The following is a 24,611-nucleotide window of genomic DNA, read 5'->3' on the forward strand; positions in this document are numbered from 1 at the left end:
TTTTATATTGTTTTTCTAAAATTGATTTAACTTCTAAGTCACATTTTTTTTAATTATGTAGAAAAGTATGGATAACCAAAAATTATTCATCAATTTACACTTAAAATATTATTTTGGGACGGTAACAAAAACGGAGGATATAATTACTTTTTAAACATTTCTTTTAAATTATAGACAAGAAATAATTGTAATTATATGCAATTGTAAATTTATCTTACTACTAAATTAAATTAATTTCAATTAAAATACAAATATTGAAAAAATCAATAATAAAATTAATATTTATACACAACAAAAATTCTTATTAACTTTTAATTTAATAAGTTTTTAATATTTTAATAAAAAATAAAAAATTTTGATTATGTTTTAGAATTCACAAGATTACACTTAAAAATAACCATTTTAATATAAATATTTATACTATATGTTCTATTACCAAGCATTTCTTTTAAAATATATCAAATATTACTTTCAGCAAAAGTACCTATATTTCATTTAGCACCTTGATTTTGAATACCTTGTTTATTATTTTTAAAATATTGTTTTTTTAATTTTTTATGATTTTTTAATATTTCATTCATATATTTTATTAACTCATCATATTGACCATTTTCAATAAAATTTCTACAAGTATTATATTCGTTTCAATATTTTCCTTTATTTCCAGCAATTATTCCTACATATAACTTTTTAACTAAATGGAATTTATCTAAAACAAATTTTGCAAGTAAATAATCTCCACCTAAATAATTACCAGTTTTAAATTCTACTTTATGCTTTATATTTGCTTGATTTACTGGTAATTCATCTAATGTTATAATTACTCTATATACAGTATTAAAATTAATTTCAAAACTATCTCATTCACGATTATTTTTACTTTTACTTATTACTTTTCATATTTCTTTATCTTGTTTTTTATCAATATTTGCTTTATTTTCATTAATAGCACCAGCAACAGTTTTATTAGTAGTTTCTAATGTAGAAACATCATAAGTAATAACATATGTTTGAAAAGCAATTGGAAACTTTTCTTCTGTTTCTTCTAATTTTTTATCTACTTCTTCTTTTTTATAATAATCTGATAAATCTGCACTTCCACCAGTAGCACTAATTTTATTATTTTCATCAATAGTTATATTAGTACCAGCAATTAATTTATCTTGTTTTTTATCTAATAAATTATTAGTTTCTAGTTTTGTATAATAATCACGTTCAGTACTTTCTTCTGCTATAAATTCAGTTGGTGTTCCAGTACCTTGATATTGATATATATTATGAATTATTGGTGTATACTTTTTTGTGCTATTATTAACAATAAATTTTATTGAATTATCATCATATAATAACATTACTTTGTCAATATTAACATCAATTTTTTCAATTATTATTTGTCTATTTTCTATTTGATGATTAGTAATTCTTATATTAGATTTAGTTAATTTATTATTACTTATAATAAGTTGTTTACTATCGATAAAATAATATGTTCAATCAATAATATATCATATATCTGTTTTAATATTTTCATTTTTAACTTTTTTTCATAAAGGACTAGTTTCAATATTAAATCAATTATTTTTAATATCATCAATATTTTGTTTATTAATATCAACTTTATTTTCTAATAATTTAATACTATTTTCATTAGTAGTAATTCTTTTTTTGTTGTTTAGCAGAAAAGTCCTTTAATTTTGTAGAAAAGTAATGATACATGATAAAGTGTTATTTTTAGAGAATTTTTACACTAAATAATGTTACTTTTAACAAATTTTTAATTAAAAATAATATTTTAAGTGTAAATTGATGAATAATTTTTGGTCATCCATACTTTTCTACATAATTAAAAGAAAAGTCAGCAGTCGCAGCATGAGTAAAATCACCAATTTGTGGATTATTTTGTAATGCTTCTGGTGGTAATGTACCAATTTCATCAGGTCAATCTAAGAACCTGTTTAGAATCTTTTTAATAAAACTGAAATAAATGAAAGAACAACCATTTGTAAACTAGTATTTAGTTTTCTTTCGCAATTTTTTCATAATCTTCTGTATTTTTCTAATCAAGCAAAGCTTCGTTCTACAATTCATCTTTTTGGTAATACTACAAAAGTATGTAATTCATTACGTTTTATCACTTCAACATTTGCATTTATGATTGTTTTGATTTCAGAAGCAAATTTTTCACCAGTATAACCAGCATCTACTATTATTTTTTGAACTGCAGAAAGATTTTCTTTTTCATTTTCAATCATTATTATAGCGCTATTACGATCTGTTTTTTCTGCTGTGGTTATGTAAATTGCATGTGGTAAACCTTGAGAATCAACAACAATATGACGTTTTATGCCTGAAATCTTTTTACCAGCATCATAACCTTTATTTTCAGTAGTATCTGTATTTTTAACACTTTGCGAATCAATTATACAAAAACTAGTTTGTTCTTTGCGATTATTATTGATACGAACTTTTTTAACTAATTTTTTTTAAAATTAATTGCAATACACTAGGTTCTTTACCATTATTTTTACTTCAAATTTGAAAATAATAATATACAGTTTGTCATTTTGGAAAATTTTTTGGTAGCATTCTTCATTGACAACCACTTTTTAATACATATAAAATTGCACAAAATACTTCATATAAATCTAAACTTCTTGGTTTTGTTTTCTTTTTGCTATTTTCTAAAATTGATTTTATGTTCTCAAATTGTTCTTTGGTGACATGACTTGGATAATTTTTATGCATATATACCTCTTATTTTAAAATATATAATCATTTTACATTATTTTCGAAAAGATTCTAAACAGGTTCTAAAATCATTGTTTCAGTTTTTGGGTCATAATCAGTTGCAACATAACCTTTATTTATAAAGTTTGTAACACGACCCCTATATATCTCATTTTCGTTATCATTAACTAAATCATCATATAATTTTATTTGTTTTGATAATGTAAATTCTTTTTGTTCTTTAATTAATTCATCAACTTGATTTCTAGTATAAAATACTTTTAAGTCAATTTTTTCAATATCTATTTCATCTTGATTATAATTTGAAAATACTTGTTTTAATTCTGTTAATCTTGCTCATATTTTCATTCTACTTGGTGCTAAATCTCAAACATTAATTGTAGGAATACTACTTGCATTAAATGATGTACCATTATTGAATTGAATAGTAGCATCAACATTAAATTCAATTGGTGTACGATTAAATACTCAATGTTCAACCATTACATAAACCATATCTCTTAATGTTTCTTTAATTAATTCATCTTTAAAACTATCAAAAGGAAATTTAGATAAAATAAAATCAAGATAAGCATTAATATCATTTTGAGCACGAATAGCAAAAGTTGTAAATCAGTCTTTGACATTAGGTCATGTATTTATATATTGCGGTGGAGTTTCTGTAATTTTTCCAGTTAATGGATATCAGTTATTATAATTTTCAAGACTGACATCAGTTCAAAGTTTATTAATCATAATTTATCATTCCTTAAAAAATGCTTTTTTATAATGTTTAGTTTTTGTTTTAGTTTTCCTATGTGATATATGGATAATTTCTTTTTGTAATTTTTTCTTACCTTTTTCTACAACTTGACTATATGCAAATTTTTCTAAATGATGTAATAGTCCAGTACCAAATAAAGTATTAACTGAAAATTTTAAACCAACACTTTTAAATGATTTATTAATATTTTCAATAGGATTATTAATAACATTTACTACTTTATGATAAGTTCTAATAGTTCTAAATATTTCTCTATATACTTTAAAACTATCTCTAATTACTTGTTGCACCACTGGTGGAGCAAATGCTATTGCTTTTAATCATTTATTACGATTAACACCATAACCAATGTATCAACCACTATATCAACGATATCAATGAAATGGATGTATTTGAGTAACAAAAGTTTTTGCTTTAAGAATACTATCAACAACTGTAATTGGTTTATACTTAGGATTACGATGATAAATAGTAATTGCACATTTGTCTAATGATAAAGGTTGAATTTTACAACCCATAAATACTGGTGAATTTAGTGGAATTAATTGTGCATGTTTAATTGCTCTTTTTTCTGCACTAGTAAATAAATCTGTTGCTTTTTCTTTTAATTTATTAATTTTTTCAAATGCTTGTTTTTCTAATTTTTCAAATTTTTCTTGTAATTTATATATACTTTCTCGTAATTTTTCAAAATATGGTGTATCTTTTCAAAATTTATTTAAACCTTTTTTTAAATAAAATCTAATATCAAAATACTTAAAAATTTTATTTGCATTTAAAACAATTTTATGAATTGAACTATTTTTAAAATTAAATTTAATAGCATTAGCACGAATTTTTTGTAAATCTAAAATTAAAGTTTTTCCATATCTATTCTCTGTATGTATTGTATGAACTAAATTTAATCAATCATGTTGGTTCATTTTTAATACTTCTTTTAATTCAGTATTATATTTTTTTAAAAAGTTATTTGCTTTTTCAATATCTTTAATTTTAAACTTTGGAGTTAATTGTGGACTTAATTTTATTAATGTATTTTGTAATGATAAATATTCTTTTATTTGTTGTGATTTTAAAGATTTAAAATTATTTTTAAATTGTTTTTCAGCAACATAACCTAAATTTTGTGTTATTGTTTCACGATTAGGTGCCAAACTATAATTAAATAAATAACGTTTATTACCAATGATTTTATCTGTTAAAATTTCTTTTCCACTTACTTGACTAATAATTTCTTGTAAATTTTTTGCTTCTTTAACACCAATTTGTTCTAATGTTTTAGTTTTTTGTGCTAACTTAATAAATTTAGTAGTACGATAACCACGACTAATTTTATTAATTCCAACAAATGCAGGTAATATATTAAAAAAAGTATTTAATGGTGTTACATTTCCTTTTAAATAATCATAAACTTGATTAATAGTAAAATCAGTTGTAGCATAAATACCAAAATTAATAGTACTTGCAATAAAATCACTTGCACCTAATCCAAGTGCTATACTTTCACTTAAACCACCAGTAAAAGGAGCAAGTGCTACTGCTATTACTTGTACACCAATCATTTCTAAAATTTCTCATCAAAAACTTTTATTTTCTTGTTGGTTACTTGTTCTAGTATGTTTTGGTTTATTTATGTTTAAAAGTATTGCTGTACTAGTTGTACCAATTGGCATGATATTAATTTCCTTTATTTAAGAGTTATTTTAATTGGATTTGTTGTTCCTTTATAATTTAAGTCATTAATATTTGCAGTAATAGTTATATATAAGTCACCTGCTTTTTGTTTTTGATTACTTACATTAGTTTTTCCTTGTGCATCACTAAAATATTTAATAGTTGGATTTGTTAAATTTGGATTTAATGATTTAAGTTCATTAGTACTTTTTATTTCTGTATTTAATTCATTGTTATTGTTATTACCATTTGCAGTAATATCAGTTGTTAAATTTGTAATCTTAGTTTTTAAATCATTTTTATCATTATTAACAATTGCACATAACATTCAGCGTGAAGTTGTTTCTTCATCTGTTATATAGGGTATTGATTCACCAGTTACTTCTCCACCAACTAAATATCTTCTTCCAACTTTACCATCAGCAATATCTTGAACATATACAACTGTATTTTGTAACATATATCTTTTCATTGCTCTTGGTGTTGCTAAAACAAAAGACATAATTTTAGTTTCATTATTATCAGTAAATGTCATATAATCATCCATTACAATTTGACATAATACACCTTTAATATATAAATCATTTCCATTTAATCTTAATTGTTGAGCAATCTGATTATCAGTAATTAATCCTTTATTATTAGCTAAATAAACAATACTATCATAAAGATTATTAGTAATAAAAAAACGACAATTATTACTATTTCTTAGTTGAAATAAAGTATTTCAAGCATCTAACATTGATTTTAAATATCCTACTGGTGATTTATCAGTAATGTCTATTTTAGTTGCATATTTTGCAATTACATTTGTATCATTATTTGCTAAATAATCTGCTAAGTCATTAGCAACTTCATATTGCATTGTATTTAATAAATTTTGTCCATTTTCAGCATTTAAATCAACATTAGCAATTATTTCACCCGCAACTGCTTCTTCTTTAATTTCTTTTAAAATTTTAATAGTTTCAGCATAACTAACATCTAATCCTTTGCTTTTATCATTTCATTTTAATACTTTAATTTCTGAATTTTTTGGTTTTTTAACTATAAATTCAATTTTTGTTGAATTAACCATTTCGATAGGAAAAAAACTTGCTCATGGTGAATTTGATTGTTTATAAAATTCTATAAACTCTGGTGCTTCTACTAATTTTTCGGTATTATCTAAATTTTTATTGAATTGTATTGCCATTTTTTGATTTCCTTTCTGTTATAAATTATTATTTTTTTTATAATCCAATAATGTACTTTTTATTGAACTTGGTTGATTTGTTATTATTGTTTGTGGTTTGCCACCTGTATTAATTGTTTCTTTAAATACTGGTTGTTCTTTAATGATTTTTTTAATAGTTTCTTCAATTTTTGAATTTTCTAAATTATTAGTTTTAAATTTCCTGAATTGTAAATATAAATGGGACAGTTTTTTAAAATAATTGTATTAAATCTATTGGTCTTTTATAAGATAGTGATTTTCTGGGTGTAGAATTAATTTGAAATGCTATAGTATTTAAATCTTTTTGTTTATATGAAGATAGATCTGTAGATTTTGGTAAATATCTTCTTAAAATACCATTATTATTTTCATTTAAACCTCTTTGACAAGGTTTACCAGGATCTGCAAAATAAATCTTAACATTACAATTTTTTTCGATTAATTTTCATTTACTAAATTCTTTACCACGATCAAAAGTAATAGTTTTAACTGTTCCTTTTTGTAACTTTGAAATAAATTTTATTATACTTTTTGTAATATTTTCTGATTTATTATTTTTAGTTGCTAAAGGAATTGTGGTTTTTGATCATATATCAGCTAAAGTAATAATAGAACTTTTATGATCTTTACCAATGATAGTATCACCCTCTAAATGACCAAATTCTTCTATATTTTTAATATTAGGAATGATTAAATTTCTTTCATGAATAGACTTACAATTATTAATTCTGCCTCTAGTTTCTTTTTGTTTGTGAGGTTTATTTTTTCCTTTTCTCAATAAGTTATTTTCATCAAAACCCATTCGATTTGTTTTAAACATGTTATATAAAGTTTTTGTTGAAATACTTTTTATTTTATTTTCCTTTAAAAAATTAGCAATTATATCAAGAGCATAATTTTTAGTAATTAACAAATGATTAATAGTATTAATTTCTATTAAAGTTAAAATTATTAATTTTCTACCTGCATTTTGTTTATTTTTTTGAATTTTATTCAATATTTCTAATGGTAATAAGTTTTGATTTAATAATCTACAAACTCTATGTACAGTTGATTTACTATAATCAATGGCTTTTGCTATTTTACGAATCGAAAATCCATAACTTTTATATTCTTTTATTGCTATTATTGATTCAATAGTCAGATACTTATACATTGTGCTAATTCCTTTCTTTTCTTAATTATAGAATTAACACAATTTAATTTTTATATAAGTGTCCTTTTTAATTTTACAATTCAGGTTTTAAAAAATCATAAAATTCACTTTTAACTTGATATTTTTTAAATATATTAATTATTTCTTTTTCTTTAATTTCTTGATTAAGTTTATTTAACTTATTTTCTGCTTCATTAACTTTATTTTCTATTTCTTGTTGAGCATTATTTTCAGTTAAAGGTTCAGTTGTTTGTTGAACATTATTTTCATTTTCTAACATTTAACATTCTCCTAATCTTATCCCAATAATCAATCTTTAACTAATTGTGGCATTTCACTTATTAGTTTTTTATAATCATTAACAGCATTTTCTAATGTATTGATATCAGAAAATTTAAAACAATTATCAATATGTAAATCAAAATCTCTATCAATACTGATATCTTGTTTTCTATATTTTTCATTAAATTCAATTTTTGTCATATTATTTTTCTCCTTTATTATTTATTTTCTTTATTAATCTTTTCATTTAATTTTGCTAATTTTTTTTGATGTTTGATAATTTTGTTATTTGCTCTAACATGTTTTGGAGTTGTAATAAATCGTTTTAATAAAACAATAATTTCTCTGCAAATTAATATACCAGTGCTTATTCCAATTGTTTCAAGTGCTTTTAAAAATTCTTTCATTTTTATATTTTCCTTTCAATTTTTTATTTTTTTATTTTTGATTATTCATCAAATTCACCTTTATTAATTTTTTCAATCATATATTTTGTGTCTATTAAAATATTTTTAGCTATACCTTCATTCAGTCGTATTTCTTGTAAATCTTTTTCATGTTGTTTTAATTTGTCATTGTAATATTCAAGTAATTTTTCTTTATTCATTATTTTTCACCTCCTTTATAAACTCATGTGATTATAATCTCAATTTAATGAAGCATTATCATTATTTAATAGTGCTTCGCTTATATTACCACTACCATATTGACTTGATGTTTCACTATTAATAGTAAATCTATTATCATTTATTAATCTTGCAGTTTCATTTGTAAATGAAGTTTCTTGCATTTCTCTATTATGATTTGTTTCTATTGGAAGTAAATTATGGATAATTTCACTTACACCAGCAATTATGGTAGGTACTGCATAAGAATTATTAAAATCATTATTAATACCCATAGCAACACCACTTGATATTAAACATCCACCAGTTGCCATATTACAAATTTTTCTTATTGCTTCAAATTTATTAGGTATTAATTCTAGAATTCCACTAATAAGATTTGATATACCATAAGCATTTAAACTAATATATGTATCTCAATCCATTAATGACTGATTTTCTTGTTTATTTAATAGTAATCATGGAGGACCTTCTGTTGTAGTTGTAGTAGTTATTGGAGTTGGTGTTGTTGGAATAATAGGATTAATATTATTTTCTGTTCATTTACTATAATTTGCTAAACCAATTGTTCCTAAACCTAAAATAATTTTTTTAGAACTATTAATTAATTTAGTTTTTGTATTTGGTCTTTGATTTAAATTTCATATATCTAAACCTAATTTTTTACCAAATAATAAACTATTAATTGAACCTAATATTGGATTTGCAATTACTTGACCATAATAAGCACTTGTACCAATCATTGCACAAATAGGACTTATACCAGTTCTAATTAATTTAGTTAAAGTATAATTATTTGTTTCCATTTTTTTCTCCTTGTATTTCTAATTGTAATAATTTTTCTAAAACATAATTATTTTTATCAAATTCTCTAATAAGTCATTTTTTTGTTTCTTTTCTATTATTAGTACAAAGAATTAATCTTTCTATCATATTAATTAATTCTTTTTTATCTGCTCTATCAAAAATTACTTTTAAAATTTCATCTAACATAATTTATTCTCCTTTATTTGTTTTTATCAGTTCTCTTATAACATCTAATAAGGAATCTACTACATAAGAATTTAATTCAAATTCATAATTTCTAATTTTAATTTTTTCCTTTTGCATTTGTTTATTCTCCTTTAATTTCTAATTTTTTAACTGTTACTTTAATTCAACCTTGATAAACATCATTATCACCAACTATTAATGCAACATTACTTTCGGGGTCAGAAACAATTATGTGTTTTGATTTAACATTTGGATATTGTCTTAAAATAATTGCTCTAATATCATTACTTGTATGAATTGCTTTTGGAAATGGTGATAATATTTCAATTTCATCTTTATTTTCAAACAAAGTAGGTAATATTATCATTAATGAAGTTCTCCATTTTCTATAAACTCAATTAATTTATAATAAGCAGTAAGTTTACCTGCTTCTTTTAATGAATCACATAAACAAATACTAATTTGCTTATTCAATCAGATAATTAATTTTTCATTATATTTATTAATTACTTTTTGTTTAAACTCTTCTCTTAATTTTTCTATATTATATAAATGTTCTTCAGTTATTTCTTTATTACGTTTTTTATTATATTCATTAATAATTTCTTGGTCTTTATTCACTATCTATTTCTCCTTATTTTTATTTAAATTATTAACTATTATTTCTAAACATGTCATACATCAATTTTTACTTAATCAGATTCTTTTATTACATTTTTTACATTTATTCATTATTAAATTCACCATTAATTATTTTTTGCAATAAAATATCAAGTATCAAATCTATTTCTGTACCGTTATAGAATTTTTGTTGTTTTTTAATATAATTAATTAATTTTTCTTTATTCATTATTTAGTCCTTTCATTAAATTTTTATGTTTTTCAATGATTTCATTATGTTTTTTTAGTTCTTCTTTATAACTATCACTTTCAATAATTTTTAAAGTTTCTTTTATTTTTTTCATGTATCATTCATCAAAATTCATTATTTATTCCTTTCATTTTTTAAATCATTTAACATTAATTGAACAAAATGCACGATTTTTAGGAATATTTAAAGTATTAAAGATTTGACCAGTTACTATAATTTCATCATTTTTGTTTAATAAAATACATCGTTTATAAAATTTTGGGTTATTAAAAATTAAAGTAACATAGTTTAATCCATTTCATTGACCACGAACAGTATAATATAATTGTTTATTACCTTTTTCATGATATTTTACTTCAATAGTATTACTAAGTTTTACTGTTAATTTAACGTAATTTTCTTTATTTTTCATTTTTATAATTCCTTAAATAATATTGAATATGTTTATAAGCATCTTGTTCATGTTTTGTAAATTTTATATTTCCTTTATAATCTTCTATTTTATTTTTGTTTTTTGGTTCATTTTCATGATAATCTCAGTTCATAACATCTTGTACTAATATCATTAAAGCACCAATAACTTTTGGTGTTGCTAATGGATTAGTTAATAACTGTTTTGAACTTAAAAAGAAATTTTCTACAATAACTAATATTTTTTTATTTTTAAATTGTTTTTTAATTAATTTAAAATATTCTTTATATATATTTTTACTTTCTAAAACAGTTTTTGCTTTAAATGTTTCATTAAAAATAATATTATTAGTTTCATTTGAATATATAACAATTCCATTATTACCAATACCAGCAGGGTCAATACCAATGATTAATTCGTATTGCATTTATTAATCATCTCTACATCAATCACAAACATATCCATATGATTTTGTATAATCTAAATGTTTTTCAATATTATAATTATCTTCATATTTTTTAGTATTATGTTGTTCTGCTTCTAATTCTGTTTTAAAGTGATAAAGCATATTGATTTTGTTATCTTCATATAATTCATTACATTCAACACATCTTTTTCTTCTTTTTTTAGTTTTATTCATAATCAAAATATCCTTTTCAATTATTTTTGCTGTTTGTTTAAGGTATTTAGGTAGTTTGTGATAACAACTGTCACCTATTAAATAAGGTATTGGTCAATTTTTATATTTAATAGTTTTAGTAGAATTATTAATACAATCTTTTCAAACTTTATTTTTACAAATTCTTAATTCACATTTTTTATTTTCATTAATATTCATAACTTTATTTATTTCTTTAATTTTTACTTACAGTAATTAATAAAATTATTAATCCAATTAAAGTTGAAATTAAAGTAATAATTATTTTTATTTTTAATCACTTTTTTTGATGTTCTTTTACTATTTTTATTTTTTGTTCTATTAATTCTTTCTTTTCTTTTTCTTCCATTTTTACTTTCTTTTCTAATATATTCTTTATGCTACAAGCAACAGAATATATATTTTTATTTTTATATTATTAATACTATTAGTTTTATTCATTCCAGAAATTCTGGGCTCAAAAATAAATTGTGAAATTTTAAAAAGAAATCGAGGCATTCGATTCAATATTTATTTAATTTGTGTTAAACAAATTAATATTTTAATTGAACCGGCACTGCTCAATTTTTTTTACAAGTTTGAAATTTATTTTCTCGCACAAAAAAATTTTCAAAAAAAATAAAACCAACGCTTGCTCACTGGGGGGTGGCAAGGTTGGTTAAATAAAGAATAGAATTAATATAGTAGGTTCCCTAGTAGGTCTATATATACTAGTTTCCAATTCGCTCCCACCCCAAGAATTACCATTACTGGTTAGTATAATTTATTAGGTATCACTCCACTTTTTATTTATCCATGCAAGTCCACATGTTCTAGCCACTATTTTTAACAACTGTGTTGTAGTTCACTGTTTTAATTCCCTAACACGTGTTGATAATAGTGTTAAAGAGGGTTATTAATTATTAACTTTCTCCTACTTGGTCACTGCGTGTAGTAGATATTTAAAGGGTGTTAATAATAAAAATTTTAAAATTTTACAATTCAGGATTATCAAAAAATATAAAAAATAAAAAATTATAATCTAGTAATAGATTATAATTTTTTATTTACATTTAATATAATACTTTTTATAAAGTTGAAGATTGTTTTTGAACAGTTGTTTGTTCATCATAATAATTATTCATATCATTTCTAGTAATTCAGCAGTTAACATATTATTGAGGATATTGAAAATTAAAAAATAAATAACTTTTTATTTAAAAAATAAGATAAGGATGAATGTTATAATTTCTTTGTGAAGTAAAATTAAAAATTTTGTAAAAAGAGTAAGGAGGTCTTACTTTGAGTAAATTAAAATTTATAGATTTATTTGCTGGAATTGGTGGCTTAAGTTTACCTTTTAGAGAATTAGGAATGGAATGTGTTTTTAGTAGTGAAATAGATAAATTTGCAGTGCAAACATATATTGAAAATTTTAATGAAATACCTTTTGGAGATATCAGAGAAATATCTGAAGAAAGTATACCAAATCATGATTTATTATTAGGTGGTTTTCCTTGTCAAGCTTTTTCAATTGCAGGAAAAAGAAAAGGTTTTAACGATGATCGTGGTAATTTATTTTATGAAATAGTTAGAATATTATCTTTTCATAAACCAAAAGCATTTTTATTAGAAAATGTGAAAGGTTTAATGAATCACGAAAAAGGTAATACCTTTAGAACTATTTTAAATAATCTAACAGATTTAGGTTATAAAGTTACTTATAAGATATTAAATGCTCGAAATTTTGGTCTTCCTCAAAATAGAGAAAGAGTATACATAGTTGGTTTTTTAGAACATAGTATAGATTTTCAGTTTCCTACTTCTTTTAATAAGCCAACAGCAGTTTCCGATATAATAGAAAATAATATTGATAAAAAATATACAATTTCTGATAAACTTTGAAACAGTCATCAGGAAAGAAAAGAGCGTAATAGGTCTAAAGGAAATGGATTTGGTTATTCATTGGTGTATAAAAATTCAGAGTATACAAGTACTTTATCGGCCAGATATTATAAAGACGGATCAGAAATATTATTATATCAAGAAAATAATAATCCAAGAAAATTAACTCCAAGAGAGTGTGCTAATTTGCAAGGATTTCCAAGTAATTTTAAAATTATTGTTAGTGATAATCAATCTTATAAACAGTTTGGAAATTCGGTTGCTGTAGCAGTCGTTAGAGAAATAGCTAAAGAAATTGTTAAATTATTAGAAAGAGTAAAATTTTAATCATGAATATTGATAGTATTGAAAAAACAATATGAGATGAAAATATTTTGTTTTATAGAATATTAAAGTGACTAATTCAATCAAAAGTAAAGTCATCTGTTTTATTTCATTTACAAGTATTAATTGAAAGAAATAAAAATAAAAATTTGGATAGTAAATCTTGATATGAACTTATTATTAGTATATTAAATTATAAAACTAATGGCGAATCAAATAATATATCTGAATTATTATTAACAAATAATAAAAATGTAAATAATTTTATTATTTTTTTAGATTTTGCAATTTCTTTATTTCAATTAAAAGAACTTTTATGAGAAGAAGTTAAAACATTTACAAATTCCAGATTTGTAAAAAAAATTAGTAGTATAAATGATCCACTTAGTATAGAGTATGATATTAGTAGTTTAGAATATCCATATAGTTTTAGAGTAATTTTTTCATTAATAATTGATATGCTTATAAGATTTGATAATGGTAAAAGTAGTTTTATTTTAAATACATCAAATAATGAAATATTAAAATTAAATGAAAAAATTAAATTTTTATCAAAAAATAGTAATTTAAATAGTGCTGCAGTTTTTAATTTGATTATTAGTGAGAGTGTTAATCAATCAATAAAATCTACAGCTGGTTCAAGTTATGAAGCTAGAGTTAAGGAGAAATTTTTAGAATTCAAAGAAAATATTGAATTATTAAATAATTCTCATGATTCAAAAGTTCATTCAGTTGAATATGATTTTATTGTAAAATATAATAAATTTAATATTGGTATTAGTGCAAAAAGAACGCTTAGAGAAAGGTATAAACAAAACTCTGAAAATGTATCAGAGTTAGATGTTGATGCAATGATAGTTGTAACTTTAGGATTAGATTTAACAGAAAAAGTGATGAATAATATTTTACAGAAAAAAGGACAATATATTTTGGTTTCTCAAGAAATTTATAAAACAAAAGAATTTTTAAAAAGAAATAACAGAGTTTTTTCATCTGAAGATTTTGATTTTTCAATGTTAAAAATTAATTAGTATATATTTTTCATATTAAAATCAAAAATTTTAATGATTTTCAATTACCAAAAAATCCTGAATTGTAAATATAAATGGGACAGTTTTTTAAAATAATTGTATTAAATCTATTGGTCTTTTATAAGATAGTGATTTTCTGGGTGTAGAATTAATTTGAAATGCTATAGTATTTAAATCTTTTTGTTTATATGAAGATAGATCTGTAGATTTTGGTAAATATCTTCTTAAAATACCATTATTATTTTCATTTAAACCTCTTTGACAAGGTTTACCAGGATCTGCAAAATAAATCTTAACATTACAATTTTTTTCGATTAATTTTCATTTACTAAATTCTTTACCACGATCAAAAGTAATAGTTTTAACTGTTCCTTTTTGTAACTTTGAAATAAATTTTATTATACTTTTTGTAATATTTTCTGATTTATTATTTTTAGTTGCTAAAGGAATTGTGGTTTTTGATCATATATCAGCTAAAGTAATAATAGAACTTTTATGATCTTTACCAATGATAGTATCACCCTCTAAATGACCAAATTCTTCTATATTTTTAATATTAGGAATGATTAAATTTCTTTCATGAATAGACTTACAATTATTAATTCTGCCCCTAGTTTCTTTTTGTTTGTGAGGTTTATTTTTTCCTTTTCTCAATAAGTTATTTTCATCAAAACCCATTCGATTTGTTTTAAACATGTTATATAAAGTTTTTGTTGAAATACTTTTTATTTTATTTTCCTTTAAAAAATTAGCAATTATATCAAGAGCATAATTTTTAGTAATTAACAAATGATTAATAGTATTAATTTCTATTAAAGTTAAAATTATTAATTTTCTACCTGCATTTTGTTTATTTTTTTGAATTTTATTCAATATTTCTAATGGTAATAAGTTTTGATTTAATAATCTACAAACTCTATGTACAGTTGATTTACTATAATCAATGGCTTTTGCTATTTTACGAATCGAAAATCCATAACTTTTATATTCTTTTATTGCTATTATTGATTCAATAGTCAGATACTTATACATTGTGCTAATTCCTTTCTTTTCTTAATTATAGAATTAACACAATTTAATTTTTATATAAGTGTCCTTTTTAATTTTACAATTCAGGTTTTCTAAAAAATTAGGAATTGATATATGAAATTTAAATCAAATGCCCAATTTAAAAAGTAAACTATTAAATTCAAGTAAAAAAATAGCATTAGGATTAGGAACAATTGGTTTAGTTAATTATACTAAATTTACTGAAACAATAAATCCTATTACCCCAACTACAACAACTACAGAAACACCACCATGACCAACATTAACATTATCAATAACTAACAATAACGTTAATGAACAATCTTTAATGGATTGAGATACATTTATTAGTTTAAATTCATATGGTATTGCAAATTTGGTTGCTGGAATTACTGAATTAATACCAAGTAAATTTGAAACTATACGTAAAATAGCAAATATGGCTACTGGTGGTTGCTTAATATCAAGTGGGGTTGCTATGGGTATTAATAATGATTTTAGTAATGCTTATGCAGTCCCAACTATTATTGCTGGTGCTTCTGAAATTATTAATAATCTATTGCCTATGGAAACAAATCATAATGTTGAAGAAATGCAAGAAACAACATTTACTAGTGAAAATGCAAGATTAATTAATGATGTTGTAGATAGAATATCACCAGTATATAGACCAACTACATATTATGAAAGTTTATAAAGGAGGTGAAAAATAATGAATAAAGAAAAATTAATTGAATATTATAATCACGAAATAAAAACGCATAAAGAAAGAATGGAACAATTAAATAAAGAAATTTCTTTATTAGTAACTATTATAAGTAATTATCAGTCAATGATTGAAAGAATTAATGGTGGTCAATTTGACGAATAATTAAAAAATAAATAATTGAAAGGAAAATATTGAAATGAAAGAATTATTGCATGAATTAATCATTATTGGAACAAGTGTAGGAACATTAATTTGTAGGGAACTAATTGTTTGATTTAAACGATTTATTACAACTCCAAAACACGTTCGAGCAAATAATAAAGTAATAAAACATCAAAAAAAATTAGCAAAATTAAATGAAAAAATTAATAAAGAAAGTAAATAATAAAGGAAGAAAGTAAAATGACAACTAAACCAATTTTATGAAAATGTATGGAATGTAATGGAGTATTTTCAACTTATTCAGAAAGAATAACTGATAATCATTGTCCATACAAAGATTGTCAAGAATATAAAGATAGTATTAAACAAAAATTAATGCAAGAACGTAAAAAGATAAAGTTACATTAAGCAAGGAGAAAAGTATTATGACAGAAAATGAAAATAATGTTCAACAAACAACTGAATCCTTACCTGAAAATAATGCTTCACAAGAAACAGAAAATAAAATTAATGAAGCAGAAATTAAGTTAAATAAACTTAATCAAGAAATTAAAGAAAAAGAAATAATTAATATATTTAAAAAATATCAAGTTAAAAATGAATTTTATGATTATTTAAAATTTAAAACAAGTAATATAGAAAATTCAAAAATAGAAGACACTATTAAAAAAATGATTAAAGAACAACCACTATTCAAAGAACCAATTAATACAGGTGGAAAACCAGAAACCATATTAACTAACCAACAAACTTCAATCAAAAGTAGTTTATTGGATTATAAAAAGAAAAATAATTTATAACAGAAAGGAAAAATAAAAATGGCAATTAATATTCAAACAAACTTAAACAATACAGAAAAATTAGTTGAAGCACCAGAATTTATCTTTAATTTTGTAGAAAAGTAATGATACATGATAAAGTGTTATTTTTAGAGAATTTTTACACTAAATAATGTTACTTTTAACAAATTTTTAATTAAAAATAATATTTTAAGTGTAAATTGATGAATAATTTTTGGTCATCCATACTTTTCTACATAATTAAAAGAATTTATTGAATTTTTCAAACAATCAAATAGTCCATGAGCAAACTTTTTTCCAATTGAAATAGTTAATTCTACTAAAATAGAATTTATTATTAAAGTTCCAAAAGACCCATCAATTAAAGTTATTGCATGAAATGATAAAAGTCAAAGAATAGATGTGACTTATGCACAAACTGATACTATTCCGAAAATAATTGAAAAATTGTATGTTGCTGGTGAAACTATTGCAGCAGTTGATTTAAATGCTGAAAATGGACAAAATTTACTAGAAAGTATGCAATATGAAGTCGCTAATGATTTAGCAGATAAATTAGCAACTGATGATATACAAGTAATTAGTGATAATGCAACTAAAGTAATAATTAGCGACACATCACCAACAGGACATATACAAGCAATGTTATCTGCTTGAAATACTTTATTTCAATTAAGAAATAGTGCAAATTGTCGTTTCTTTATTACAAATAATCTTTATGATACTATTGTTTATTTGGCTAATAATAAAGGTTTAATTACAGATAACCAAATTGCTCAACAACTAAGATTAAATGGTAATGATTTATATATAAAAGGTGTATTATGTCAAATTGTAATGGATGATTATATGACATTTACTGATAGTACAAATAAAAAACAAATTATGCCTTTCATTTTAGCAACACCAAGAGCAATGAAAAGATATATGTTACAACAAACAATTGTCTATGTTCAAGAAATTGCCGATGGTAAACTTGGTAGAGCATATAAAGTTGGTGGTGAAGTACTAGGTCAATCAATTCCTTATATGTCAAAAAAAGAAACAACATCACGTTGAATGCTATGTGGAATTATTACTAAAACGGATTTAAGTAACAAACTTACAACTTTAACAACTGATATTACTGCTAATACTAGCAGAAAAAATCAATTATTAGATACAGCAATAAAAAATGCAAGAGAAATTACTAGTTTGAATCCAGCATTAGATTTAGTACATGCAAATATTAAATATTTTAGTGATGCACAAGGCAAAACTGATGTAAGTAATCAAAACCAAAAAGCAGGAGATTTATATGTAATTATTACTGCAGATATTAATGATGCAAATTATCAAGGTTCAACAAATCCTATAAAAATAACTCTTAAATAATAAGGACATTAATCATGCCTATTGGTACAGCAAATACAGCAACACCTTTAAAAATAAATAAACCAAAACATACTAGAATTAGTCAACAACAAGAACATAAAAGTTTATGATGAGAAATTTTAGAAATGATTGGTGTACAAGTTATAGCAGTAGCACTTGCTCCTTTTACTGGTGGTTTAAGTGAAGATTTAGCACTTGGATTAGGTGCAAGTGATTTAATTGCTAGTATTAGTGCTACGGGTGTTGAGTTTGCAACTGATTTTACTATTAATCAAGTTTATGATTATTTAAAAGGAAATGTAACGTCAATTAATACTTTCTTTAATTTATTACCAGCATTTGCAGGACTTAATAGAATTACTCGTGGTTATCGTACTAGTAAATTTATTAAATTATCACAAAAAACTAAAACTTTAGAACAAATTGGTGTTAAAGAAGTTAAAAACTTACAAGAAATAATTAATCAAGTAACTGGAAAAGAGTTTTTAACAGATAAGATTATTGGCAATAAATGTTATTTATTTAATTATAGTTCTGCTCCTAATCGTGAAACAATAATTCAAAATTTAGGTTTTGTTGCTGAAAGACAATTCAAAAATAATTTTCAAAAATTAGAAGAACAAGAATTAAAAGATTATTTATTATTACAAAATACATTGATAAAATTAAGTCCACAATTAACTCCAAAATTTAAAATCAAAGATATTGAAAAAGCAAATAACTTTTTAAAGAAATATAATAGTGATTTAAAAGAAGTATTAAAAATGAATCAAAATGATTGATTAAATTTAGTTCATACAATACATGCAGATAATAGATATGGCAAATCTTTAATTTTGGACTTACAAAAAATTCGTGCTAATGCTATTAAATTTAATTTTAAAAATAGTTCAATTCATAAATTAGTATTGAAAACAAATCAAACTTTTAAATATTTTGATATTAGATTTTATTTAAAAAAGAGTTTTAATAAATTTTGAAAAGATACACCATATTTTGAAAAATTACGAGAAAGTATATATAAATTACAAGAAAAATTTGAACAATTAGAAGAAAAAGCAATTGAAAAAATTAATAAATTAAAAGAAAAAGTTACTGATTTATTTAGTAGTGCTGAGAAAAAAGCAATCAGACATGCACAATTAATTCCATTGAATTCACCAGTATTTATGGGTTGTAAAATTCAACCTTTGTCATTAGATAAATGCTTTAATTTTGTAACTCAAATTCATCCATTTCACTGATACAGGTGATATAGTGGCTGATACATTGGTTATGGAGTAAATCATAATAAATGATTAAAATCAATAGCATTTGCACCACCAGTTGTTCAACAAGTAATTAGAGATAGTTTTAAAGTATATAGAGAAATATTTAGAACAATTAGAACTTATCATAAAATAGTAAATATTATTAATAATCCTATTGAAAATATTAATAAATCGTTTAAAAGTGCTGGTTTAAAATTTTCAGTTAATACTTTATTTGGTACAGGACTACTACATCATTTAGAAAAATTTGCATATAGTCAAGTTGTAGAAAAAGGTAAAAAGAAATTACAAAAAGAAATTATACATATAGAACATAGAAAAACTAAAACAAGAACTAAACATTATAAAAAAGCATTTTTTAAGGAATGATAAAATATGATTAATAAACTTTGAACCGGTGTCAGTTTAGAAAATTATAATAACTGATATCCTTTAACTGGAAAAATTACAGAATCACCACCACAATATATAAAAACATGACCAAATGTTAATGATTGATTTAAAACATTTGCTATTCGTGCTCAAAATGATATTAATGCTTATCTTGATTTTATTTTATCTAAATTTCCTTTTGATAGTTTTAAAGATGAATTAATTAAAGAAACATTAAGAGATATGGTTTATGTAATGGTTGAACATTGAGTATTTAATCGTACACCAATTGAATTTAACGTTGATGCTAATATTCAATTTAATAATGGTAGTCAATTTAGTGCCAATAGTATTCCTACAATTAATGTTTGAGATTTAGCACCTAGTAGAATGAAAATATGAGCAAGATTAACTGAATTAAAACAAATATTTTCAAATTATAATGATGATGAAATAGATGTTGAAAAAATTGACTTAAAAGCATTTTATACTAGAAATCAAGTTGACGAATTAATTGAACAACAAAAAGAATTTACATTATCAAAACAAATTAAACTATATGATGACGTTGTTGAGGAAAACGAACATGAAGTTTTTCGTGGTGCTGTAACTAATTTTATCAATAAAGGATATGTAGCAACAGAATATGATAAAGAAACTGAAACTATGATTTTAAATTGACCTAATGAAATTGGTACATTACCACCCGAAGCATTACAAAATAATCCACAAATTGGTGATTTTACTCATGCTGCAACAGCTGATTTTTCTTTTAATTATGTAGAAAAGTATGGATGACCAAAAATTATTCATCAATTTACACTTAAAATATTATTTTTAATTAAAAATTTGTTAAAAGTAACATTATTTAGTGTAAAAATTCTCTAAAAATAACACTTTATCATGTATCATTACTTTTCTACAAAATTAAAGGATTTTTCTGCTAAACAACAAAAAAGAATTACTACAAATGAAAACAATATAACAAAATTAAATAGTGAATTAATTAAAGCAAACGAAAATATTAATGATATTAAAAATAATTGATTTATTATTGAAACTAGTCCCTTATGAAAAAAAGTTGAAAATAATAATATAGAAATATTTAAATGATATTTTATTAAAATCAGTTATCAATATTCAACAGAAAATAACTTTATGAAATTTTATAAAGTAATTAAAATTTATTTAAATAATGTTTTTAATGAATTTGAATTGTTAAATGTTGATTCCATAATTTATAATGAACAAATCCAAAATAAAAGAATTTTAAATACCGGAATGATTTACTATAACAATAAAAAGAAAGAATTTAGTGGTGGTGGTAGTTCTTATCCTGAACGTGGAAAAATTGATTTAATTGGCGATATAGAAGAAATATATCAATATCAAGGAATAGATACACCAACTGAATTTATAGCAGAAGAAGGTACTGAACGCGATTATTACACAAAAATAGAAACTAATAATTTATTAGATAAAAAACAAGATAAATTAATTGCTGGTGAAAATATTAAGATTGATGAAAATAATAAAATCAGTGCTACTGGTGGTAGTGGTGAATCATTATGAGAAATAGACCCTAATTCACCTAATATTATTCAACCTAAAGAAAAAAGAATTATTACTTCAAATAATACTAGAATTGTTGATATAGCAGACCCTACACAACCACAAGATGCTATTAATTTACGAACTTTAGATAAAAAATTAGAAGATGTAAAATCACAATTTCCGATTGCATTTCAAATAAATGCTGTAAGTCAAGAAATTCCTAATTTAGAAACTGAAAATAAAACTGTTGCTGGTGCTATTAATGAATTAAATAAAAAACAGCCAGCACCTAGTCCAACTCCAATACCACAATGAAAAGAAGTAGGGACAAAAATCAATATAAATCATATTCAATATGATTTTAAACCAAATACTAAATATAGAATTTATTATAATTTTGAAAGTCAAACAAGCAATAAAAAATTTTGTTTTATTTGTAAAGAATTTTTATATGGTGAATTAAATACAGATGTTCAATCCTTGGATTGGGATAATGTTAACCATAGAACAATGGTTTCTTTGCAAATACAAAATAATACCATTGCCGTTGTTAGTGACCCTACAAGATATGGACAACTTTTAAAATTAGAAGAATTACAAGGATAAAATAATGATTTGAAAAATTATAAAAATTATTTTAAGTTTAATTGGAGTGTTATTATCTTCTGCAACTGCTGGTTTAATTATATTTATTATAGTAAAAATTGTCTTAAAAATTAATCAAATATTTTAAAAAAAGGTGGTGAATATTATGCTAGGTAGATTTTTAAGAAGAGATAAAAATATTAATAATGAAGAAAAAACTAAATTAACTTTTTTAAAAGGTAAAAGTACACATGCTTCTATTTTAAGTTATTTTGGTTTTAATGATTTTAATCATGAGACTTATTTTACTGATTTTGTTGCAGAAAATAATGCTAATTTGTATAATGCTCCATTAGAAATAAATAATGAAACTATTAAACAATATTTAATTCAACAAGAATTTTATAGAAAAAATTGAAATTCTATTTTTAAGTTAAGTAAATTAGGGATTAGTGGTTATTTAATTTTTATTGCTAATGATGATTTATATTTTCAAGTAGTTGATATACAACAAAGAGTTTATGATATTACCGGTAAATTAATTCAATGTACTATTTTTTATGATAGTTATGAACAAAATGCACAAACAGTAAGATTATTTGAAATTTATAAACTAAATAATCAACAAGTAACTATTAATCGTGCAATTTATAGTATTAATGATAATAAAAAACAACTGCCATTAGATTTTAAAACGTATATTAATAATCCCAATTTAGAACAAGAACAAACATTAAATATTAATTATATTCCAATAGCAATTATGAGAAATAAAGCAAATGAATTAGCAGATTGTAATAAAGTAATGGATAAAATTAAAGCATTAGATATTATTTATGAACAAATTGTTTTAGATACTATTTTAAACTCACCCAAGTTTATTTTTAATTCCACTTATGGTAATGTAAAAGATTTATTGGAAGATGCTGTAAGAATATTAGTTACTAAAAATTATATTTTTAAAAGTGGCGGAGATAATAACGAACAAAATGAAAATATTAATATGACAAGCAGTAATTTTAAAGGTAAAAATTTAACTGATATATATGATTGAAATGTTAATGAAATATTTAAACGTTGTGGTATTCATATTCCAAGTCAAAAGAAATCAGCACAACAATCAGTTCCCGAAAGTACAGCAGTAAATATTTCAACCATTAATTATATTGAACAAAAATTATGACAATTTAATATTGATATTCTTAAATTTATTCAAATATTAGTACGAATAGATAAAGATTTATTAAATAGTAAAACATTCAATATTAATGATGAAGAAGAAATTAATAATTTAACTGTTAAATTAAAATTATTTAATCCCGAAAATAACCAATTAATAGGAGAGAACAATGGAAGACAACAACAAATCACAAACGAAGTTTCCACAGAAACAGAAACAAACTAAACTTAATCAAGCAGAAGTAGAAAATGATTATTTAATTGATAATATTCCTTATGATTTTACTAGTCTTATGAGTAGCAAAGGTGACCCTGAACTTGAAAGAGCATATGATGAATTTAAACAAAGAACTTTATATATTTATGAAATTGAACGTTTATTTAAAAATAATGAAAATAATAGTTTAAGATTTTCAGCAAATACTATTAAAATTGGTTTTATTAATATTGATAAAGTATTAAAAACTAATGCTGTTGAAACATCTGACTTTACTATGCAATTAAATCAAAGAGCAAGTACCAATATTAATGATAATACAATTGAATATAGTATGACTGATATTAAAAATTTAATTTTTCAAGAAATAAATTTATTAAATCAATTTAAGTTATATGCAGTATCTATTAATGAACCATTAACGGAAGATAATATTGATAATTTATATATCATTAATAATTATTCACAACCTTATCAAAATCCAAAAACAAGAAGTACTAAAAGTATTACTATTATTAAAATTAAAGATTTTAAAACAAGAGATGGTTATCCTATAATTATTAAATTACAAAAACCATTAGATAAAGATACTAAAGTTACTGGTTTAAAAATTAAGGCTCCTAGAAGCATGATTTTTGGCAATATAAAGGTACTTGGTGAAGTCGACAATATGGAAGTATACCCAAGTTATTTGTTAAAGATAAGATAGCATTTCCACTAT

Annotated in this window: 35 protein-coding genes; 13 read left to right on the top strand and 22 right to left on the bottom strand. The window is 22.6% G+C overall.

The genetic code is table 4. The features are described from left to right. Positions 1-359 precede the first annotated feature (359 nt). From AAHH39_RS00555 to AAHH39_RS00650, 20 genes are all read right to left on the bottom strand, one after another. Complete coding sequence (locus tag AAHH39_RS00555) at positions 360-1,352, bottom strand: hypothetical protein (protein WP_342218485.1); 993 nt, start codon at positions 1,350-1,352, stop codon at positions 360-362. A 603-nt stretch (positions 1,353-1,955) separates the two neighbouring features. Next, positions 1,956-2,745 (bottom strand): IS5 family transposase gene (locus AAHH39_RS00560; RefSeq protein ID WP_425288900.1). Its coding sequence is split into 2 segments (ribosomal slippage): positions 1,956-2,483 and positions 2,485-2,745, totalling 789 coding nucleotides; the frame shifts between segments, so codons are not numbered across the junction. A 54-nt stretch (positions 2,746-2,799) separates the two neighbouring features. Continuing rightward, entirely contained in the window at positions 2,800-3,483 is a 684-nt protein-coding gene (locus tag AAHH39_RS00565) for a hypothetical protein (protein WP_342218486.1), read from the bottom strand. A 3-nt stretch (positions 3,484-3,486) separates the two neighbouring features. Then, entirely contained in the window at positions 3,487-5,184 is a 1,698-nt protein-coding gene (locus tag AAHH39_RS00570) for a hypothetical protein (RefSeq protein WP_338956996.1), read from the bottom strand. Between the two features lie 14 nt (positions 5,185-5,198). Further along, positions 5,199-6,380: a hypothetical protein gene (locus tag AAHH39_RS00575; RefSeq protein ID WP_338957176.1), complete on the bottom strand. Its 1,182-nt coding sequence runs from the start codon at positions 6,378-6,380 to the stop codon at positions 5,199-5,201. A 232-nt stretch (positions 6,381-6,612) separates the two neighbouring features. Continuing rightward, positions 6,613-7,557: an IS30 family transposase gene (locus AAHH39_RS00580; protein WP_342217458.1), complete on the bottom strand. Its 945-nt coding sequence runs from the start codon at positions 7,555-7,557 to the stop codon at positions 6,613-6,615. 73 nt (positions 7,558-7,630) lie between these two features. Then, on the bottom strand, positions 7,631-7,837 hold the full coding sequence (locus AAHH39_RS00585) for a hypothetical protein (protein WP_342218487.1): 207 nt from the start codon (positions 7,835-7,837) through the stop codon (positions 7,631-7,633). Between the two features lie 17 nt (positions 7,838-7,854). Further along, positions 7,855-8,040 (bottom strand): hypothetical protein, encoded by a 186-nt coding sequence (locus AAHH39_RS00590; RefSeq protein WP_174480219.1) that lies wholly within the window; start codon positions 8,038-8,040, stop codon positions 7,855-7,857. Between the two features lie 17 nt (positions 8,041-8,057). Continuing rightward, positions 8,058-8,246: a hypothetical protein gene (locus AAHH39_RS00595; protein WP_338957011.1), complete on the bottom strand. Its 189-nt coding sequence runs from the start codon at positions 8,244-8,246 to the stop codon at positions 8,058-8,060. A 41-nt stretch (positions 8,247-8,287) separates the two neighbouring features. Next, a complete protein-coding gene (locus AAHH39_RS00600; RefSeq protein ID WP_338957013.1) occupies positions 8,288-8,446 on the bottom strand; it encodes a hypothetical protein in 159 nt (52 codons plus the stop codon). 15 nt (positions 8,447-8,461) lie between these two features. Further along, the gene (locus AAHH39_RS00605) at positions 8,462-9,271 is read right to left on the bottom strand and encodes a hypothetical protein (RefSeq protein ID WP_342218488.1); all 810 of its coding nucleotides are present in this window, start codon (positions 9,269-9,271) and stop codon (positions 8,462-8,464) included. Next, positions 9,258-9,458 (bottom strand): hypothetical protein, encoded by a 201-nt coding sequence (locus tag AAHH39_RS00610; RefSeq protein WP_338957016.1) that lies wholly within the window; start codon positions 9,456-9,458, stop codon positions 9,258-9,260. The genes AAHH39_RS00605 and AAHH39_RS00610 overlap by 14 nt, the downstream gene beginning before the upstream one ends. Positions 9,459-9,579: 121 nt before the next feature. After that, positions 9,580-9,825: a hypothetical protein gene (locus tag AAHH39_RS00615; protein ID WP_286640816.1), complete on the bottom strand. Its 246-nt coding sequence runs from the start codon at positions 9,823-9,825 to the stop codon at positions 9,580-9,582. After that, entirely contained in the window at positions 9,825-10,079 is a 255-nt protein-coding gene (locus tag AAHH39_RS00620; RefSeq protein WP_338956667.1) for a hypothetical protein, read from the bottom strand. The genes AAHH39_RS00615 and AAHH39_RS00620 overlap by 1 nt, the downstream gene beginning before the upstream one ends. A gap of 103 nt (positions 10,080-10,182) precedes the next feature. Continuing rightward, entirely contained in the window at positions 10,183-10,308 is a 126-nt protein-coding gene (locus AAHH39_RS00625; protein ID WP_338956665.1) for a hypothetical protein, read from the bottom strand. Next, positions 10,301-10,444 (bottom strand): hypothetical protein, encoded by a 144-nt coding sequence (locus AAHH39_RS00630; protein ID WP_342218202.1) that lies wholly within the window; start codon positions 10,442-10,444, stop codon positions 10,301-10,303. Before AAHH39_RS00630 ends, AAHH39_RS00625 begins: the two co-directional genes overlap by 8 nt. A gap of 3 nt (positions 10,445-10,447) precedes the next feature. Further along, the gene (locus AAHH39_RS00635; RefSeq protein WP_338956663.1) at positions 10,448-10,741 is read right to left on the bottom strand and encodes a hypothetical protein; all 294 of its coding nucleotides are present in this window, start codon (positions 10,739-10,741) and stop codon (positions 10,448-10,450) included. After that, positions 10,731-11,168, bottom strand: coding sequence for a hypothetical protein (locus AAHH39_RS00640; protein WP_338957028.1), 438 nt, complete (start codon positions 11,166-11,168; stop codon positions 10,731-10,733). Before AAHH39_RS00640 ends, AAHH39_RS00635 begins: the two co-directional genes overlap by 11 nt. A 3-nt stretch (positions 11,169-11,171) precedes the next feature. Further along, on the bottom strand, positions 11,172-11,579 hold the full coding sequence (locus AAHH39_RS00645) for a hypothetical protein (protein ID WP_342218489.1): 408 nt from the start codon (positions 11,577-11,579) through the stop codon (positions 11,172-11,174). 16 nt (positions 11,580-11,595) lie between these two features. Then, entirely contained in the window at positions 11,596-11,748 is a 153-nt protein-coding gene (locus AAHH39_RS00650; protein WP_342218286.1) for a hypothetical protein, read from the bottom strand. Positions 11,749-12,680: 932 nt separating this feature from the next. On the opposite strand from AAHH39_RS00650, the gene AAHH39_RS00655 reads away from it, so the two are divergent. Both AAHH39_RS00655 and AAHH39_RS00660 read left to right on the top strand, forming a co-directional pair. Then, positions 12,681-13,610, top strand: coding sequence for a DNA cytosine methyltransferase (locus tag AAHH39_RS00655; protein WP_342218490.1), 930 nt, complete (start codon positions 12,681-12,683; stop codon positions 13,608-13,610). A 2-nt stretch (positions 13,611-13,612) separates the two neighbouring features. After that, positions 13,613-14,638: a hypothetical protein gene (locus tag AAHH39_RS00660; protein WP_342218491.1), complete on the top strand. Its 1,026-nt coding sequence runs from the start codon at positions 13,613-13,615 to the stop codon at positions 14,636-14,638. Positions 14,639-14,725: 87 nt separating this feature from the next. Here AAHH39_RS00660 and AAHH39_RS00665 read toward each other — a convergent pair whose 3' ends face one another. Beyond that, the gene (locus AAHH39_RS00665) at positions 14,726-15,670 is read right to left on the bottom strand and encodes an IS30 family transposase (RefSeq protein WP_342217458.1); all 945 of its coding nucleotides are present in this window, start codon (positions 15,668-15,670) and stop codon (positions 14,726-14,728) included. A gap of 58 nt (positions 15,671-15,728) precedes the next feature. Here AAHH39_RS00665 and AAHH39_RS00670 point away from each other — a divergent pair, with 58 nt between their 5' ends. Genes AAHH39_RS00670 through AAHH39_RS00690 form a run of 5 tightly spaced genes read left to right on the top strand, consistent with a single transcriptional unit; the run spans position 15,729 to position 17,338 of the window. Continuing rightward, complete coding sequence (locus AAHH39_RS00670) at positions 15,729-16,364, top strand: hypothetical protein (protein WP_342218492.1); 636 nt, start codon at positions 15,729-15,731, stop codon at positions 16,362-16,364. A 15-nt stretch (positions 16,365-16,379) separates the two neighbouring features. Next, a complete protein-coding gene (locus tag AAHH39_RS00675; RefSeq protein ID WP_286641280.1) occupies positions 16,380-16,538 on the top strand; it encodes a hypothetical protein in 159 nt (52 codons plus the stop codon). Positions 16,539-16,572: 34 nt separating this feature from the next. Beyond that, a complete protein-coding gene (locus AAHH39_RS00680; RefSeq protein ID WP_286642310.1) occupies positions 16,573-16,761 on the top strand; it encodes a hypothetical protein in 189 nt (62 codons plus the stop codon). Between the two features lie 17 nt (positions 16,762-16,778). Continuing rightward, positions 16,779-16,946, top strand: a complete 168-nt coding sequence (locus tag AAHH39_RS00685; protein ID WP_342218493.1) for a hypothetical protein — start codon at positions 16,779-16,781, stop codon at positions 16,944-16,946. 17 nt (positions 16,947-16,963) lie between these two features. Further along, positions 16,964-17,338: a hypothetical protein gene (locus tag AAHH39_RS00690; RefSeq protein ID WP_342217948.1), complete on the top strand. Its 375-nt coding sequence runs from the start codon at positions 16,964-16,966 to the stop codon at positions 17,336-17,338. A 128-nt stretch (positions 17,339-17,466) separates the two neighbouring features. On the opposite strand, the gene AAHH39_RS00695 is transcribed toward AAHH39_RS00690, so the two are convergent. Beyond that, positions 17,467-17,604 (bottom strand): hypothetical protein, encoded by a 138-nt coding sequence (locus AAHH39_RS00695; RefSeq protein ID WP_342218494.1) that lies wholly within the window; start codon positions 17,602-17,604, stop codon positions 17,467-17,469. A gap of 136 nt (positions 17,605-17,740) precedes the next feature. Here AAHH39_RS00695 and AAHH39_RS00700 point away from each other — a divergent pair, with 136 nt between their 5' ends. The 6 genes from AAHH39_RS00700 to AAHH39_RS00725 all read left to right on the top strand — a co-directional run bounded on the left by AAHH39_RS00700 (position 17,741) and on the right by AAHH39_RS00725 (position 24,599). Beyond that, positions 17,741-18,712 (top strand): hypothetical protein, encoded by a 972-nt coding sequence (locus AAHH39_RS00700; RefSeq protein WP_342218495.1) that lies wholly within the window; start codon positions 17,741-17,743, stop codon positions 18,710-18,712. Positions 18,713-18,726: 14 nt separating this feature from the next. Further along, a complete protein-coding gene (locus tag AAHH39_RS00705) occupies positions 18,727-20,355 on the top strand; it encodes a hypothetical protein (RefSeq protein WP_342218496.1) in 1,629 nt (542 codons plus the stop codon). A gap of 3 nt (positions 20,356-20,358) precedes the next feature. Next, positions 20,359-21,243 carry a hypothetical protein gene (locus AAHH39_RS00710; RefSeq protein WP_342218497.1) on the top strand — a complete coding sequence of 295 codons (885 nt, stop codon included), beginning with the start codon at positions 20,359-20,361 and terminating at the stop codon, positions 21,241-21,243. Positions 21,244-21,258: 15 nt separating this feature from the next. Next, a complete protein-coding gene (locus tag AAHH39_RS00715) occupies positions 21,259-22,515 on the top strand; it encodes a hypothetical protein (RefSeq protein ID WP_342218498.1) in 1,257 nt (418 codons plus the stop codon). 145 nt (positions 22,516-22,660) lie between these two features. After that, positions 22,661-23,899 carry a hypothetical protein gene (locus tag AAHH39_RS00720; protein ID WP_342218499.1) on the top strand — a complete coding sequence of 413 codons (1,239 nt, stop codon included), beginning with the start codon at positions 22,661-22,663 and terminating at the stop codon, positions 23,897-23,899. Then, on the top strand, positions 23,844-24,599 hold the full coding sequence (locus AAHH39_RS00725) for a hypothetical protein (protein WP_342218500.1): 756 nt from the start codon (positions 23,844-23,846) through the stop codon (positions 24,597-24,599). Before AAHH39_RS00720 ends, AAHH39_RS00725 begins: the two co-directional genes overlap by 56 nt. Positions 24,600-24,611 lie beyond the last annotated feature (12 nt).

Source organism: Spiroplasma endosymbiont of Amphimallon solstitiale (genome assembly GCF_964030965.1).
Lineage (GTDB): Bacteria > Bacillota_I > Bacilli_A > Mycoplasmatales > VBWQ01 > Spiroplasma_E.